The organism is Nocardioides jejuensis, from assembly GCF_004337475.1.
Taxonomy (GTDB): domain Bacteria; phylum Actinomycetota; class Actinomycetes; order Propionibacteriales; family Nocardioidaceae; genus Nocardioides; species Nocardioides jejuensis.
The window spans coordinates 64929-80564 of record NZ_SJZJ01000012.1 but is presented as its reverse complement, the minus strand read 5'-3'; the positions used below and the strand labels follow the sequence as shown (position 1 = coordinate 80564).

Below are 15636 nucleotides of genomic sequence, written 5' to 3'. Positions count from 1 at the left end.
CACGTGCGTCCTCGGGGGTGGTTGCGGTCGACTCCGAGAGCAGGGTCGCCAGCTGGCCGAAGTCGATGAACTGGTTCAGCGGGACGTCGGCACCACCCAGGTTGACCGTGCGGTTGCCGAGTACGCCGACGTTGGCGCCGCCGCGGTTGGGTCCCGGGTTGCCCGGCGACGTCGCCTCGGAGTAGCCCGCGTCCGCGAGGCTGCGCGGACCCGAGGCGATCTCGACGATGTTCGCCGACGCCTCCGGCGTACAGGCGTCGACCTTGCTGCCGGCGTTGCCGAGGTTGATCGTCGCGACGTGCTGCGAGCGCAGGATCGCCAGGCTCAGCGCGGAGATGCGGAGCCTGCTCACGCCGGTGCTGCCGTCGGGCAGGTGGCAGGCGTCCGACTCCTGGTGGTTTACCTGCAGCGAGACGACCTTGGCGAGGACGTCGAAGAACGGGGCCAGCGCGTTGCGGACGGGGATCGTGATGAGTCCCGTCTTGATGTCGTCGACCGCCAGGGCGAAGACCTGGTGGCCGGCGTCGCTGAGCACGAAGTCCCGCAGCGGGGCGACGAGCTTCGTGACGATCGGGTTGGCCACCACGATGGCCGCTGCGAGCGTCGTGCAGAGCAGCCCGCTGGTGGTCCCGACACCGGTGCACGTCGGGGCGGTGGGCTGGCCCATCAGGTTGACGCTCCACTTCGCCGTCGCGCTCTGGCCCGATAGCGGGTTGAGCGTCGCGGTGAGGTCGACGGTCACGCTGGCGAGGGCACCGTCCACCGCCTTCATCACGACGGTGTAGACCTCCTCCATCAGGTCGTGGACCGTCTCGGCGATCATCGGGTAGATCTCGTCATCGACCAGCTCGGTGTTCGGCTTCTGCGCGTTGAGACCCGTCGGGTCACCCGGGCGGTTGACCTCCGGTGCGAGCAGCGGGCCGTCGACCGTCTCCTCGCCGTGCAGGGCCTGGTCGAGGTGCACCGTGACCTTGCCGGTCGAGAAGTCGACCGTGAGGACGTGGTTCTTCGTGGTCAGCGGCTGGGCCACGATCGCCTTGAAGATCTGGTCCTGCATGTTCGACCGGACCCGTGCCGTGACCTTGGTGCCGCCCGGGAGGGCGTTGGTCAGGTTGGTCAGGCTGAGCAGCGGGTTCAGGGTCTTCTCGACCGCGCGGTCGATCTGCCCGGCACCGTCGTAGATCGTCGGAGCCGCGCCCTGGACGAGCGGCGAGTGCAGGAACAGATCTGCCTGGCCGACGCGGTAGCGACCGAGGCCGCCGACGCCGTCGGGGTCGAGGATCTTGCCCTTGACGGCCTGCAGTTCCGATCCGCTGACGCCGACCTTCAGGAGGAGCTGGTCGACGGCCTGGTCGGTGAGTCCGCTGATGCCCGCCTTGCGCACGATGGACAGCAGGTCGATCGATGCCGGGTTCGACGTGGAGCCGTTGACGTTGTCCAGCGACACCGCTCCGTCAGCACCCGCCAGACCAGTGACGGCACGTGCGTCCTCGGGGGTGGTTGCGGTCGACTCCGAGAGCAGGGTCGCCAGCTGGCCGAAGTCGATGAACTGGTTCAGCGGGACGTCGGCACCACCCAGGTTGACCGTGCGGTTGCCGAGTACGCCGACGTTGGCGCCGCCGCGGTTGGGTCCCGGGTTGCCCGGCGACGTCGCCTCGGAGTAGCCCGCGTCCGCGAGGCTGCGCGGACCCGAGGCGATCTCGACGATGTTCGCCGACGCCTCCGGCGTACAGGCGTCGACCTTGCTGCCGGCGTTGCCGAGGTTGATCGTCGCGACGTGCTGCGAGCGCAGGATCGCCAGGCTCAGCGCGGAGATGCGGAGCCTGCTCACGCCGGTGCTGCCGTCGGGCAGGTGGCAGGCGTCCGACTCCTGGTGGTTTACCTGCAGCGAGACGACCTTGGCGAGGACGTCGAAGAACGGGGCCAGCGCGTTGCGGACGGGGATCGTGATGAGTCCCGTCTTGATGTCGTCGACGGCCAGGCGGAACAGCTGACCGGCGCTGTCTGCCGTCCAGTAGTCGTACGCCGGTGCGAGCGGGTCTGCCCAGGTGGTGGCCTTCACGACGCCGGTCTGGCCATCGCAGAGCGCCGGTCCGTCGGGGCCCGTGCTGGTGCACGCGGGGGCCTTCGTGGTCGTCCCGCGCAACGAGGTCGACCACGTCGTCGTGGCGCTGTTCGTTGCGTCGGGTGCGTTGGTGGCGGTCCAGTCGACGGTGACGGAGTCGAGCGAGCCGACGACGACGCCGGCTGCGATCGTGTAGACCTCGTCCATCAGGTCGTGGATCGACTCGGCGACCATCGGGTAGATCTCGTCGTCGACGATCTCGGTGTTCGGCTTCTGGTTGTTCAGGCCGGTCGGGTCACCGGGCCGGACGTCCTGCGGCGGGAGCAGCGGACCGTCGACGGTCTCCTCGCCGTGGAGCGCCTGGTCGAGGTGCACGGTCATCACGCCCGTCGCGAAATCGACGGTGATGATGTGATTCCTCGTGGTGATCGGCTGGGCCAGGATCGCCTTGAGGATCTTGTCCTGCAGGTCGGCGTGAGCCTTCGCGTCGACCGTCGTGCCGTCGGGGAACGTGCGGGCGACGGCTGCCCTGTCGATCAGGCTGTTGACCTTGTCCTCGACGGAGGTCTGCATGCGGCCCGCGGCGTCGTACAGCTGGGCGGCGGCACCCTTGATCGCGGGGGAGCCGAGGTCGAGGTCGGCCTGGCCGACGCGGTAGCGCCCCGGGCCGCCGACGCCGTCAGGGTCGAGGTAGTCGCCGTTGCGCGCGGTGAGCTCGGCGCCACCGATGCCGAGCCGGAGGTCGGCCTTGTTGACGAGGCTGTTCGTGAGACCGGCGACGCCGGCCTTCCTCAGCACCGACAGCAGATCGACGGTGACGGGCGAGAAGCCGCCGTTGGTGCGGTCGAGCGTGATCGACCCGTCGCTGGACAGGGCGCCGGAGATCGCGTGGTTGTCCCACGGACTGGTGGCTGTCGACTCGGAGTAGAGCGCTCCGGCCTGGCCGAAGTCGATGATGTCGCTCAGGGGTACGTCGACCCCCGCGATCTTGACGAAGGCCCCGGCTGCGCTGGCGTTCAGCTGGCTGCGGTTGGGACCGGGATTGGTGGAGGGCGATGCCTCCGACCAGGCCATGCCAGCCACCGGGACGGTGCCGAGATAGCCCTCGAGAACGCTGGCGGATGCGCTGCCAGGTTCGTTGGAACCGCCGGCAGCTCCAGCCGGCAGCGCAGGAACCGCAATGGCGAGGGTGGCGGCCGCAGTCACGGCCAGCCCCTTCCGCCAGAACGTGGCACTCGTCGAACGACGCGCCGTTGCAGACAGATCGAACATGCTCTCCCCTTCGCTTTGAAAAACCCCATGTGATGCAAAGCAATGGGCAGGGAGGGGAGCCCGAGAAAGCCCCGCCGTGACCTGGGACACACTCAAGGTCTAGACCGCGGCCGCTGTCAATCACTACTTCCCAGTACGACGAAAAGTCGTCCGATTCGTCCCAAGTGTCCAAACGGAAGAGGCGGGCGTGCCACCGGTGCACGCGGCCGCAGAGGCCAGAGGGCTGCTCCGGTAGGATCGCCCGTCGTGTCGACACCTGTGCAGAGCCCCGAGAACCCGTCCGGCCACGAGTCCACCCAGGACGTCGCGACGTACGACGTGGAGGCCACGCAGGCGAAGTGGCTCGAGCGCTGGGACGCCCTCGATCTCTTCCGTGCTGACGACGCCGTGGCGCTGTCGGGGGAGAAGCCGACCTACTACGCGCTGACGATGTTCCCGTACCCCTCGGGTGACCTGCACATGGGCCACGCCGAGGTGATGGCGCTGCACGACGTCGTCGCGCGCTACAAGAAGTTCCGTGGCTTCGAGGTGCTCAACCCGATGGGCTGGGACTCCTTCGGTCTCCCCGCGGAGAACGCCGCCATCAAGCGCGACGAGCACCCAGCGGTCTACACCTACGCCAACATCGAGACGCAGTACGACTCGTTCAAGAAGTACGGCCTCGCCTTCGACTGGAACCGTCGCCTGCACACCTCCGACCCGGAGTACTACCGGTGGACCCAGTGGCTCTTCCTGAAGTTCCGCGAGCAGGGTCTGGCGTACCGCAAGAACTCCCCGGTCAACTGGTGCCCCAACGACCAGACCGTGCTCGCCAACGAGCAGGTCCTGGGCGACGGCACCTGTGAGCGTTGCGGCGCCGAGGTGACCAAGAAGGAGCTCACGCAGTGGTACTTCAAGACCACGCACTACGCGCAGGAGCTCCTCGACTGCCTCGATGACCTGCAGGACAACTGGATCGCCAAGGTCGCGAACGCGCAGCGCAACTGGATCGGTCGCTCCGAGGGTGCACACGTCTCCTTCGACGTGGCCGGCCACGAGCCGATCAAGGTCTTCACGACCCGCCCTGACACGCTGCCGGGCGCGACCTTCATGGTCGTCGCCGCGGACGCCAAGCTGGCGGCCTCGCTGGTCACCGACGCGCAGCGCCCGGCCCTCGAGGCCTACCTCGACGAGGTCAAGAAGGCCTCCGACATCGACCGCCTCGCCACCGACCGCCCGAAGACCGGCGTCGACCTGGGCGTCACGGCTACCAACCCGCTGACCGGCGCGCAGATCCCGGTGTGGGCCTCCGACTACGTGCTCGCCGACTACGGCACCGGCGCGATCATGGCCGTCCCGGCCCACGACGAGCGCGACCGCGAGTTCGCGGAGAAGTTCGGCCTCCCAGTCGTCTCCGTGTACGACGAGGACGCGGCGTACGACAAGGCGGCGGAGATCTCGTCCGCGATCGCGAAGATCGAGGCCAGCGGCCACGGTGAGGGCACGATCAACTACCGCCTCCGCGACTGGCTGCTGTCGCGCCAGCGCTACTGGGGCGCCCCGATCCCGATCATCCACTGCCCGGTCGACGGCGAGGTCGCGGTCCCCGAGGACCAGCTGCCCGTCGTGCTGCCGGAGCTGTCGGGGGCGGCGCTGAAGCCGAAGGGCACCTCGCCCCTCGGTGGTGCGACCGAGTGGGTCAACGTCGCCTGCCCGACCTGTGGTGGACCGGCCCAGCGCGACACCGACACGATGGACACCTTCGTCGACTCGTCGTGGTACTTCTTCCGCTACCTCTCGCCGAACGACGACACGCAGGCCTTCGACCCGGCGCTCGCCGAGGCGTGGGGCCCGGTCGACTTCTACCTCGGTGGCGACGAGCACGCGGTGCTCCACCTGCTCTACTCGCGGTTCTTCACCAAGGCGCTGCGCGACATGGGCCTGATCACCTGGGACGAGCCGTTCTCGTCGTACCTCTCGCAGGGCAAGGTGATCAACAACGGCAAGAAGATGTCGAAGTCCCTCGGCAACGGCATCAACCTCGGTGAGCAGATCGAGAAGTTCGGTGTCGACGCGGTGCGCCTGACGCTCGTCTTCGCCTCCCCGCCGGAGGACAACATCGACTGGGCCGACGTGTCGCCCGAGGCGTCGCTGAAGTTCATCAAGCGGGCCTGGCGCCTGGCTGGCGACGTGACCTCGTCGCCGGGCATCGACCCGGCGAGCGGGGACGTCGCGCTGCGTCGCGTCACGCACAAGACCATCCACGAGTGCGCGGACCTGCTGGAGCGCCACCGCTTCAACGTCGTCGTGGCGCGCACGATGGAGCTCGTCAACGCCACCCGCAAGGCGATCGACAACCCGTCGATCGGCGGCGCGGATGCTGCCGTCCGCGAGGCCGTCGAGGCCGTCGCGATCCTGCTCTCCCTCGTCACGCCGTACGCCGCGGAGGAGATGTGGGAGCTGCTCGGTCACGCGCCGTCGGTCGCCCAGGCCGCCTGGCCCACGGTGGACGAGGCGCTGCTGGTCGACGACACGGTGACCGCCGTGGTCCAGATCCAGGGCAAGGTCCGTGGCCGCCTCGAGGTGTCCCCGTCGATCTCCGAGGCCGACCTGGAGGCTGCGGCCCTGGCCGACCCGGCGGTGCAGCGGGCTCTCGAGGGCAAGACGGTCCGCAAGGTGATCGTCCGCGCGCCGAAGCTCGTCAACATCGTCGCGGGCTGACGCCGGGTCTATCGTCTGGCCATGGGCACTCGTGAGGAGCGGCGCATCGCGCTGGTGACCGACTCGACGGCGTCGCTGACGGCGTCCGAGGCCTCGGAGCTCGGCGTCGTCGTCGTGCCCGTGCAGGTGATCATCGGTGCCACTGTCTACGACGACGGCATGGCGACTCCCGACATGGTCGCCACGGCGCTGAAGGAGTGGACGCCGGTCTCGACCTCGCGGCCCAACCCGTCGACGTTCCTCGAGGCGTACGAGAAGGCAGCAGCCGCCGGAGCGACCGAGATCCTGTCGATCCACCTCTCCGCGGAGCTGAGCGGCACGGTCGAGTCGGCCCGTCTCGCCGCGCGCGAGGCATCGGCCAAGGGCATCAAGGTCACCGTCTTCGACAGCGAGCAGTCGGCGTTCGCGCTGGGTTACGCGGTGCGAGCGGCTGCCGAGGTAGTGGCCGATGGCGGCTCGGTGCGCAAGGCCGTCAACGCCGCGAAGCGGAGCATCGCGGGCTCGCAGACGATCTTCTACGTCGACACCCTCGAGTACCTCCGTCGCGGCGGTCGGGTGAGCGCCGTCGGCGCGATCCTGGGCGGCGCCCTGTCGGTCAAGCCGCTGCTGCGCCTGCAGGACGGCAAGATCGAGTCGTTCGAGAAGGTGCGTACGGCGGGCAAGGCGCTGGCGCGCGTCGAGGAGCTCGCGGTGTCGCACGCTGCGTCCCTGGGCGAGGAGGTGCACGTGCACGTCACCGTCGGGCACCTCGCGAGCCCCGACCGGGCCAAGGCGCTGGCGGACAAGATCGCACACCGGCTGGGTGATCAGCTGGCTGACGACGTCCGGGTAGGCGAGCTCGGGGCCGTGCTCGGCGCCCACGTCGGCCCCGGCATGATCGCCGCGGTCGTCGTCCCGGCTCGCTGAGCTTCTCCACAGGTCGGTCGTACGCCGGTTGGCGCCGGCCGCGTCGCTGCCTAGCGTCCCGTGCATGGGATCTCGGGAGTCGTACGACGAAGCACTGGCGCAGCGCCTGGCGCTGCTGCGTGCCGAGCTGACGGGGGAGCGTGCCGCGGCCGAGTCTGCGCGCGTGCGTGCGGAGAAGTCGGCGGCGCGTTCCGAGTCGGCGGCGGGGGAGCCGGAGCCGCCTGTCGGCGATGGTGCCGATGCTGTCGCGGTGGCGGTGCTGCGTGAGCCCGGCCGACACGCCTCGCGACGCTTTCCTGCGGTCTCTGCGCGGCTTCCGCCGGGCCTCCTGACACCAGGCGCGATCGCCGTGGTGGCGGTGCTGCTCGCTCTGGGCGTCGGGCTGGTCGCATGGCTGACCTTGCGGGCCCAGCCGCAGGAGCTGCCGATGGCTGTACCTGTCGCCGGCGACCTCGCCACGCCGGTCGTTGTGGGCGGCTCGGCGGGCGCGTCTCCGGCTGCGGGGGCGAGCGCAGCTCCGTCCCAGGTCGTCGTGCACGTCGCTGGCAAGGTGCGGCGCCCCGGCATCGTGGTGCTCTCGCCCGGCGCGCGGGTGATCGATGCGGTCAAGGCGGCCGGTGGGGCACGGCACGGTGTCGATCTGGGCGCCATCAATCTGGCGCGGCTGCTGGTCGACGGCGAGCAGATCCTCGTCGGTGTCGGTCCGGCTCCAGGGGCAGCAGCGGGCGCCTCCGCTGCGGATGGCGCGGGTGGAGCCGGCGTGGACAGCTCGGGCACGGTCAACCTCAACACGGCCTCGGAGTCGCAGCTCGAGGAGCTGCCAGGTGTCGGGCCGGTGACTGCCGCGGCGATCGTGACCTACCGCGAGGAGCACGGTGCCTTCGCCAGCGTCGACCAGTTGCTCGACGTCAGTGGGATCGGTGAGGCAACGCTCGCGGAGATCGCGCCCCACGCCACCGTCTGATGGAGCCGGCGCCTGACCAGCCGACCCGCGACCTGCGAGGGCCGGCGCTCGGAGCGGCGGCATGGGCGGGTGCCCTTCTCGTGCTGGCGATGCCGGCGTCTGCCGCGCTTGGTGTGGGTGGTGGCCTGCTGGCGGCTGGGGTCTGGCTCGGATGGCATCGGCCCGCACTCCGGCTGACGCTCGTCGTCTGGGCGGTGGTCGCCTCGGCGACCGCGGGCAGCGCCGCCCTCCGCGCCGAGGAGACGTCGGCCGGACCGGTGCCTGCCCTGGCGGCGCAGCGCGCCGCAGTCGACGTGCGCCTGACGGTGACGTCGGACCCGGTGCCGCTGGTGCAGCGGTTCGGCGGTGGCGTGCGGTTCGCTGCGACGCTGGTCGAGGTGCACCACGGAGCGGGTGCGGCGCGGCTGCGAGCCCATGTGCTGGTCGTGGCGGACGAGTCCTGGCACTCCGTCGAGCTCGGGTCGAGCATCACGACGACCGGCCGGCTGTGCACCTCCTCCGATCCGGAGACCGCGGCCGTCTTCACGCCGCGCGGGAGCCCGGGGCAGGTCGAGCCACCGGGTCCGCTCTGGCGGGCGGCGGCGGTGCTGCGCGGCGGCGTACGGGAGGCCGTGGCAGGGCGGGCGGCCCCGCAGCGTGACCTCGTCCCAGCCCTCGTCGACGGTGATGATGCCGGGCTCCCGGAGCAGGTGCAGGCCGACTTCCGGACCGCGGGCCTCACCCACCTGACCGCCGTCTCGGGCACGAACCTCACGTTGATCGTCGGGTTCCTGCTCCTGGTTGGTCGTGGCGTCGGTGTCCGGGGCCGGTGGCAGGTCGTGCTCGCGGTGCTGGGCATCGTCGGGTTCGTCCTCGTCGCACGCACCGAGCCCAGCGTCGTGCGCGCAGCGGCGATGGGTGCGGTGGCGCTGCTCGGTTTCGGCAGCGGTGGGCGTGACCGGGGTCCACGCGCGCTGGGTCTGGCTGTCTTCGTGCTCCTGCTCGTGCAGCCGTGGCTCGCGGTGCAGGTCGGGTTCGCGCTGTCCGTGCTCGCCACGGCGGGGATCCTGCTGATCGCACCCGGCTGGACGAAGGCGCTGTCGCGCTGGATGCCGCACTGGCTCGCGGCCGCCCTCGCGGTCCCGGCGGCAGCGCAGCTCACCTGCACGCCGCTGGTGGCCGCCATCTCGGGCCAGGTCAGTCTCGTCGCCGTGCTGGCCAACCTGCTGGCTGAGCCGTTCGTCGCCCCGGCCACGATCGCCGGCCTCCTCGGCGGCCTGCTCATGCTGGTGTCGCATCCGCTCGGCATCGCGGTGGGCTGGATCGCAGCAGGCTGCGGAGCGGCGATCATCGCGATCGCGCGGTCGACCGCTGGCCTGGCGACGCCTGCCCTTGACTGGGGAGCCGGACCCGTTGCGCTGGTGCTGCTGACGGTGGTGTGCGTGGTCGGCGGCATGCTGACCGGCCCGCTCCTCGCACGGCGCGGGCCGACGCTCGTCTTCTCCGCCGGTCTCGTGGTGGTCATGCTCGTGCCGCGCCCGACCCCGGGCTGGCCACCCGACGGCTGGGTAATGACGATGTGTGACGTCGGTCAGGGTGACGGTCTTGTTCTCAACGCCGGCGCGGGCACAGCTGTCGTCGTCGATGCCGGTCCGGATCCGGTCCTGATGGACCGCTGCCTCGACCGGCTCGACGTACGCCGGGTGCCGCTCGTTGTGCTCAGCCACTTCCACGCCGACCACGTCGACGGCCTCTCCGGGGTGTACGCCGGTCGGCAGGTCGCCGCGGTGGAGGTCACCGGTCTCGGGGAGCCCGCGGAGCGGGTCGCGATGGTGCAGCGCCTGGCGGCCGGGAAGGCGCGCGTTGCGCTCTACCGTCAGACGCTGCACATCGGAGCGGTGACGCTGCAGGTGCTCGGCCCCGTGCCGGGGGTCGAGCGGCACGGGACGGCGGCGGACGAGGGGAGTGGCCCCAACAACGCCTCGGTGGTGCTGCTCGCCGAGGTGGCCGGCGTACGGATCCTGCTGCCGGGTGATGTGGAGCCGGAGGCGCAGCGCGTGCTCGAGCGGACGCTGCCCGGACTGCGGGTGGACGTGCTGAAGGTGCCCCATCACGGCAGTCGCTACCAGGAGACCGACTGGCTCACCTCGCTCGGGGCCCGGCTGGCCCTGGTCTCCGTCGGTGCTGACAACGACTACGGGCATCCGGCGGCCGACCTGATGGCCGCGCTCGCGGCGGCGGGCATGGACGTGCGGCGTACGGATCAGGACGGCGACATCGTCGTGGTCGCGCGGCCGGGCGGCGGGCTCGCTGTCAGTACGCGCCGCTAGGGTTTGCCTCATGTCCGGACCGCAGGTGCTGGGCCGCGTCACGCTGGTGACCGGGCCCGAGGAGTTCCTCAACGAGCGCACGGTGCAGACGGCTCGCCAGTCGGTGAGGTCGCAGGATGCCGAGGCTGAGTTCTCCGAGGCCCGCGGCGGCGACCTGACCCTGGCCACGCTCGGCGAGCTGGCCGCGCCGTCGCTCTTCTCCGCGGTGCGCTGCATCGTCGTGCGCCAGCTCGAGGACCTGCCCGAGGAGTCGGTTGCCGGCCTGCTCGACTACTGCACGAACCCCGTCGATGACGTGGCGCTGGTGCTGGTCCACTCCGGTGGTCAGAAGGGCTCCGGCGTCCTGACCAAGCTCCGCAAGATCACCACGGTCACCGAGGTGAAGTCGGCTGCGCTGAAGCCGTCCGAGTTCGTCGGCTTCGCGGTCTCCGAGGCGCGGGTCTCCGGCGCCCGCATGGATTCCGAGGCCGCTGGCTTCCTCGTCACCGCCGTCGGTCAGGACCTGCGCTCGCTCTCGGCGGCTGCGCACCAGCTCGCCAACGACTTCCCGGGTGAGCCGCTCACCATCGAGAAGGTGAAGCGCTACTTCGGCGGTCGGGCCGAGGCGAAGTCCTTCGCGGTCGCCGACGCCGCGCTCTACGGTCGCCGGGCAGCCGCGCTCGAGGAGCTGCGCTGGGCGCTGGACGGTGGCACGCCCGCAGTCCTCGTCACCTCGGCCTTCGCCGGTGGCGTACGCGGCCTGGCCAAGTTCGTCGGCGCCCCGCGCGGCATGCGTGAGGCCGATCTCGCCCGCGAGGTCGGCGTACCTCCGTGGAAGCTGCGCACCATTCGCGAGCAGGCTCGTTCGTGGTCGCCCGCGGGTCTGGCTGCTGCCATCCGCGCGGTCGCCCAGGCCGACGCCGACATCAAGGGCGCAGCCTCCGACGCGTCGTACACGCTGGAGCGGCTGGTGCTCACCATCGCCGGTCTCCGCGACGCCCGCTGATCCGGTCCGGTCAGGGCAGCCCCGCACGAGGGCGGCGGGCCCCGCATCGCAATGCGGCGAGTCGCACCTGTGAGACGACGCGCCGCCTCGGGCTGCCTCATCCGCGTGTCGATGCGCACGTGCGACTCCCCGCCGCCCTCGGAAGCAGGACGTCGAGGCGTGGCGGGTGGTCGGAGCCGGGCCGTCAGCCCCGAGCGTGTCGGCTTCGGGCCTTCGCCCCGGAGCGGGTGACCACGCAGGTGGTCGCGGCCGAAGCCGATCCAGCGAGCGGGTGACGGCGTGGCGCAGACCGCAGGTGGGCCGCACTCCCGGAAATGCAGAACGCCGGCCCCGAAGGACCGGCGTTCGCTATCGCTGAGGGGCTCAGAGCTGAGCGGCCTGCTTGGCGATGGAGGACTTGCGGTTCGCAGCCTGGTTCTTGTGGATGACGCCCTTGGAGGCAGCCTTGTCGAGCTTCTTCAGCGCGACCTTGGCGGCGTCGAGAGCGGCGTCCTTGTTACCGGCGGCAGCGGCCTCGCGGAACTTGCGGATCGCGGACTTCAGACCGGTCTTGACGGCCTTGTTGCGCTCGCGAGCAACCTCGTTCTGCTTGTTGCGCTTGATCTGCGACTTGATGTTCGCCATGAAAACGTCCTTCGAAAGACTGTGAAAACGGGTGTTTGGTACGGCGCTCGATCCCTGGCCACTCGTGGGGTGAGAGGGGAGAGGCCCGACGTGAACACGCGACCGCAAAGATTACCAGCGTGCGTCCGACCTGCAAAAACGGGTCAGAGCCAGTCGCGGCGTGCGGCGAGCCAGTCCCAGAACGCCTCGCCCGCAACGCGCTGGTGTCCGCGCAGGTGCGGGGCAGCGGGCGGCACCGGGTCGTCCGAGGACTTGAGGAAGTAGCCGGCCAGCAGCGCCAGCCAGCTGTCGATCGCCTCAGCCGGTACGTCGCGGGTCAGCGCGCGCGTCGCCAGCAGCTCGTCCACACCCGAGGCGCCCTGGGCACGGGCCAGCGCCAGCAGCGTGACCGTGTCCAGCCAGTCCGCGCCCTCCGCCGGCCAGGTCCAGTCGAGCACCTCCGCGCGGGTGCCGTCCGCGGTGTCGAGGATCAGCAGGTTGTCCGCGCGGACGTCGCCGTGGACGAGCGTCTCGCCGGCGCAGTGCCCGGCGAAGCCCGCAGCCAGCGCCGCGGCATCGTCCAGGTGCGGGCGCGGCAGCACTGCCGTCCAGTACGACGGCCAGGCGGCGAACTCGTCCTCCACCGGCCCCGCCGCGACCGGCGACGGCGTCAGCAGCGCAGCGGCCGACTCCAGGGCATCGAGGCAGGCGTCGAGCTCAGCGGCCCGCCAGGGCAGTGCCGGCGCCCGCCCGCCGGCGTACTGGGTGGAGAGGGCGACCCAGTCGCTGTCGATGGACCACAGCAGGCCGGGTGCCGGCACGTCCGGGTGGAGGCAGCGCAGCACGGCGATCTCGGCGCGGTAGGACATCGCCGACCCACGCTGTGCCTTCGCGGAGGCTGCCTTGACGAAGTGCTGTGACCCGTTGGCGCAGGTCAGCAGCGCGGCGAACCCCGGCGTGAAGCCGAGCTCGCACGCCTCCTCGGAGACGACCGGCGACCCGCAGTGGCCCTCGATCGCCGACCGCATCTCCGGCGGCAGGAACGGCCAGCTGATGCGGCGCGCCTGCGGCAGACGGAGCGGGGGGACGGTCATGGGGGCACATCGTGCCGCACACCCCAAGCTGGATGGCAAGCGGCGCGCTCCACGCATGGGAGAATGGCCCGTTGTGAGCACCGCACCGCAGCCCGGCACGACCGACCCGTCGATCATTCGCAACTTCTGCATCATCGCGCACATCGACCACGGCAAGTCGACCCTCGCCGACCGCATGCTCCAGCTGACCGGTGTCGTGGGTGAGCGCGAGGCCAAGGCGCAGTACCTCGACCGCATGGATATCGAGCGCGAGCGCGGCATCACCATCAAGTCCCAGGCCGTGCGCCTGCCGTGGACGGTCAAGGCCGACAACGAGCAGGGCGCCGAGCCGGGCACGTACATCCTCAACATGATCGACACGCCGGGCCACGTGGACTTCACCTACGAGGTCTCCCGCTCGCTCCAGGCATGCGAGGCCGCGATCCTGCTCGTCGACGCCGCGCAGGGCATCGAGGCGCAGACGCTCGCCAACCTCTACCTCGCCATGGGCGCGGACCTCACGATCATCCCGGTGCTCAACAAGATCGACCTGCCCTCGGCGAACGTCGAGAAGTACGCGCTCGAGCTGGCCAACCTCGTCGGCTGCGAGCCCGAGGACGTGCTGCTCACCTCCGCCAAGACTGGTCTAGGCGTCGAGGCGCTCCTCAACGAGGTCGTCAAGCAGGTCCCGGCGCCGGTCGGCGACCCGGACGCTCCGGCCCGTGCCCTCATCTTCGACTCCGTCTACGACACCTACCGCGGCGTGGTGACGTACGTCCGTGTCTTCGACGGTCACCTCACGCACCGCGACAAGATCAAGATGATGTCGACCAACGCGCTCCACGAGATGCTGGAGATCGGCGTCATCAGCCCCGAGCCGATGAAGTGCGCCTCGCTCGGCGTCGGTGAGACCGGCTACCTGATCACGGGCGTGAAGGACGTGCGCCAGTCGCGCGTCGGTGACACGGTCACCGTCAACGGTCGGCCGGCCCTGGAGGCGCTCGGCGGCTACGAGCACCCGACGCCGATGGTCTTCGCGGGTCTCTACCCGATCGACGGCGACGACTACCCGACTCTGCGTGAGGCGCTGGAGAAGCTCCAGCTCAACGACGCCGCGCTGACCTTCGAGCCGGAGACCTCCGGCGCCCTGGGCTTCGGTTTCCGCTGTGGCTTCCTCGGTCTGCTCCACATGGAGATCACGCGTGAGCGCCTGGAGCGCGAGTTCAACCTCGACCTGATCTCGACCGCGCCCAACGTCGTCTACCAGGTCGTCCTCGACGATGGTCGCGAGATCGTCGTGACCAACCCGAGCGAGTACCCCGACGGCAAGATCGCCGAGGTCCGCGAGCCGATCGTGAAGGCGACGGTGCTCGCGCCGTCCGACTACATCGGCACGATCATGGAGCTGTGCCAGCAGAAGCGCGGCACGCTCCTCGGCATGGACTACCTCTCCGAGGACCGCGTCGAGATGCGCTACACGCTGCCGATGGGCGAGATCGCCTTCGACTTCTTCGACCAGCTCAAGTCCAAGACCAAGGGCTACGCCTCGCTCAACTACGAGCTCTCCGGCGAGCAGGCCTCCGACCTGGTCAAGGTCGACATCCTGCTCCAGGGCGAGCCGGTCGACGCGTTCTCCGCGATCGTGCACAAGGACGCGGCGTACTCCTACGGCCTGATGATGGCCGGCAAGCTGAAGGACCTCATCCCGCGCCAGCAGTTCGAGGTGCCGATCCAGGCCGCCATCGGCGCCCGCGTGATCGCCCGCGAGACCATCCGCGCCATCCGCAAGGACGTCCTTGCCAAGTGCTACGGCGGCGACATCAGCCGCAAGCGCAAGCTGCTCGAGAAGCAGAAGGAAGGCAAGAAGCGGATGAAGATGGTCGGCCGTGTCGAGGTGCCCCAGGAGGCCTTCGTCGCAGCCCTGTCCACCACGCAGCCGGCGGAGAAGAAGAGCAAGTAGTCCGTCATTCCCTGCGCGGGACGGGCGGAAGCACGCGACAATCGCCCGCATGAGTGACGAGAATCCTTCGCCGTACGCCGCTGCCTCGCCGCCCGCCGGCTGGTACGACGACCCGGAGGTCCCCGGCCAGCCGCGCTGGTGGGACGGGGTGCAGTGGCACGCGAGCCAGGCTCCGGCGCAGCCTTCGCTCAGCTCCGGGTTCTCCGTGCTGGCCACGTCGTTGTGGATCCTGCTCACGATCAACGCGCTGCTGAACCTGCCGGTCCTCGTCATCTACGTGTGGGGCGTCGGCCACGAGCCGTACGCCGGTGCGTCGATGACCGTGACGCCCGGGTGGTACGACGCGGTAGAGATCGTGGCCGGCCTTGTCACGACCCCGATCTACATCGCGACGATCGTGGTGTGGTGCCTCTGGCAGGTCCGTCTGGCGAGGTCGGCCGACCCGCTTGCCCTTCGCCGTAGCCCGGGATGGCACATCGGATCCTGGTTCATCCCCTTCGCCAGCCTCGTGATGCCGGTGCAGAACATGGGTGACCTGGGCCGGGCCTACAGCGTTCGCTGGAGCGGGCTGCTCGGCTGGTGGTGGGCTCTGTGGATCGCCAACAACCTCGTCGGCAACGCTGTGATCCGGATGGCGTTCAGCGCGGACGCGACCTTCGCGACGTACAACGCAGTCAACGTGGTCTCCACAGCCCTGTCCGTGGTCTCCGCGACTCTCGCCGTCCTGGTGGTCCGCAAGCTGACGACGGCCGCGCTCGCGCTGACGTCAGCACCGAAGACCCGGTAGTAGATCCGCGGA

At 70.1% G+C, this 15636-nt stretch carries 10 protein-coding genes; 7 read left to right on the top strand and 3 right to left on the bottom strand.

The window, feature by feature from the left end:
• Positions 1-3337 (bottom strand): choice-of-anchor G family protein (locus tag EPD65_RS08900; RefSeq protein ID WP_131583275.1); only part of this gene is annotated, 3337 nt, incomplete at its 3' end.
• Positions 3338-3583: 246 nt separating this feature from the next.
• Between EPD65_RS08900 and leuS the strand changes: the two genes are divergently transcribed.
• The 5 genes from leuS to holA all read left to right on the top strand — a co-directional run bounded on the left by leuS (position 3584) and on the right by holA (position 11201).
• Positions 3584-6037, top strand: a complete 2454-nt coding sequence (gene leuS, locus EPD65_RS08895) for a leucine--tRNA ligase (protein ID WP_424450458.1) — start codon at positions 3584-3586, stop codon at positions 6035-6037.
• 21 nt (positions 6038-6058) lie between these two features.
• Positions 6059-6943 carry a DegV family protein gene (locus EPD65_RS08890; protein ID WP_131583272.1) on the top strand — a complete coding sequence of 295 codons (885 nt, stop codon included), beginning with the start codon at positions 6059-6061 and terminating at the stop codon, positions 6941-6943.
• 64 nt (positions 6944-7007) lie between these two features.
• A complete protein-coding gene (locus tag EPD65_RS08885; RefSeq protein ID WP_131583270.1) occupies positions 7008-7907 on the top strand; it encodes a ComEA family DNA-binding protein in 900 nt (299 codons plus the stop codon).
• On the top strand, positions 7907-10216 hold the full coding sequence (locus EPD65_RS08880; protein ID WP_131583268.1) for a ComEC/Rec2 family competence protein: 2310 nt from the start codon (positions 7907-7909) through the stop codon (positions 10214-10216). The genes EPD65_RS08885 and EPD65_RS08880 overlap by 1 nt, the downstream gene beginning before the upstream one ends.
• A gap of 10 nt (positions 10217-10226) precedes the next feature.
• A complete protein-coding gene (gene holA / locus EPD65_RS08875) occupies positions 10227-11201 on the top strand; it encodes a DNA polymerase III subunit delta (RefSeq protein WP_131583266.1) in 975 nt (324 codons plus the stop codon).
• Positions 11202-11564: 363 nt separating this feature from the next.
• On the opposite strand, the gene rpsT is transcribed toward holA, so the two are convergent.
• On the bottom strand, positions 11565-11825 hold the full coding sequence (rpsT, locus tag EPD65_RS08870; RefSeq protein ID WP_131583264.1) for a 30S ribosomal protein S20: 261 nt from the start codon (positions 11823-11825) through the stop codon (positions 11565-11567).
• 143 nt (positions 11826-11968) lie between these two features.
• Positions 11969-12898: a phosphotransferase family protein gene (locus EPD65_RS08865; protein WP_131583262.1), complete on the bottom strand. Its 930-nt coding sequence runs from the start codon at positions 12896-12898 to the stop codon at positions 11969-11971.
• A 55-nt stretch (positions 12899-12953) separates the two neighbouring features.
• On the opposite strand from EPD65_RS08865, the gene lepA reads away from it, so the two are divergent.
• The gene (gene lepA, locus EPD65_RS08860) at positions 12954-14837 is read left to right on the top strand and encodes a translation elongation factor 4 (protein WP_131583260.1); all 1884 of its coding nucleotides are present in this window, start codon (positions 12954-12956) and stop codon (positions 14835-14837) included.
• Positions 14838-14886: 49 nt separating this feature from the next.
• Entirely contained in the window at positions 14887-15624 is a 738-nt protein-coding gene (locus tag EPD65_RS08855; protein ID WP_131583258.1) for a DUF4328 domain-containing protein, read from the top strand.
• Positions 15625-15636: the final 12 nt, after the last annotated feature.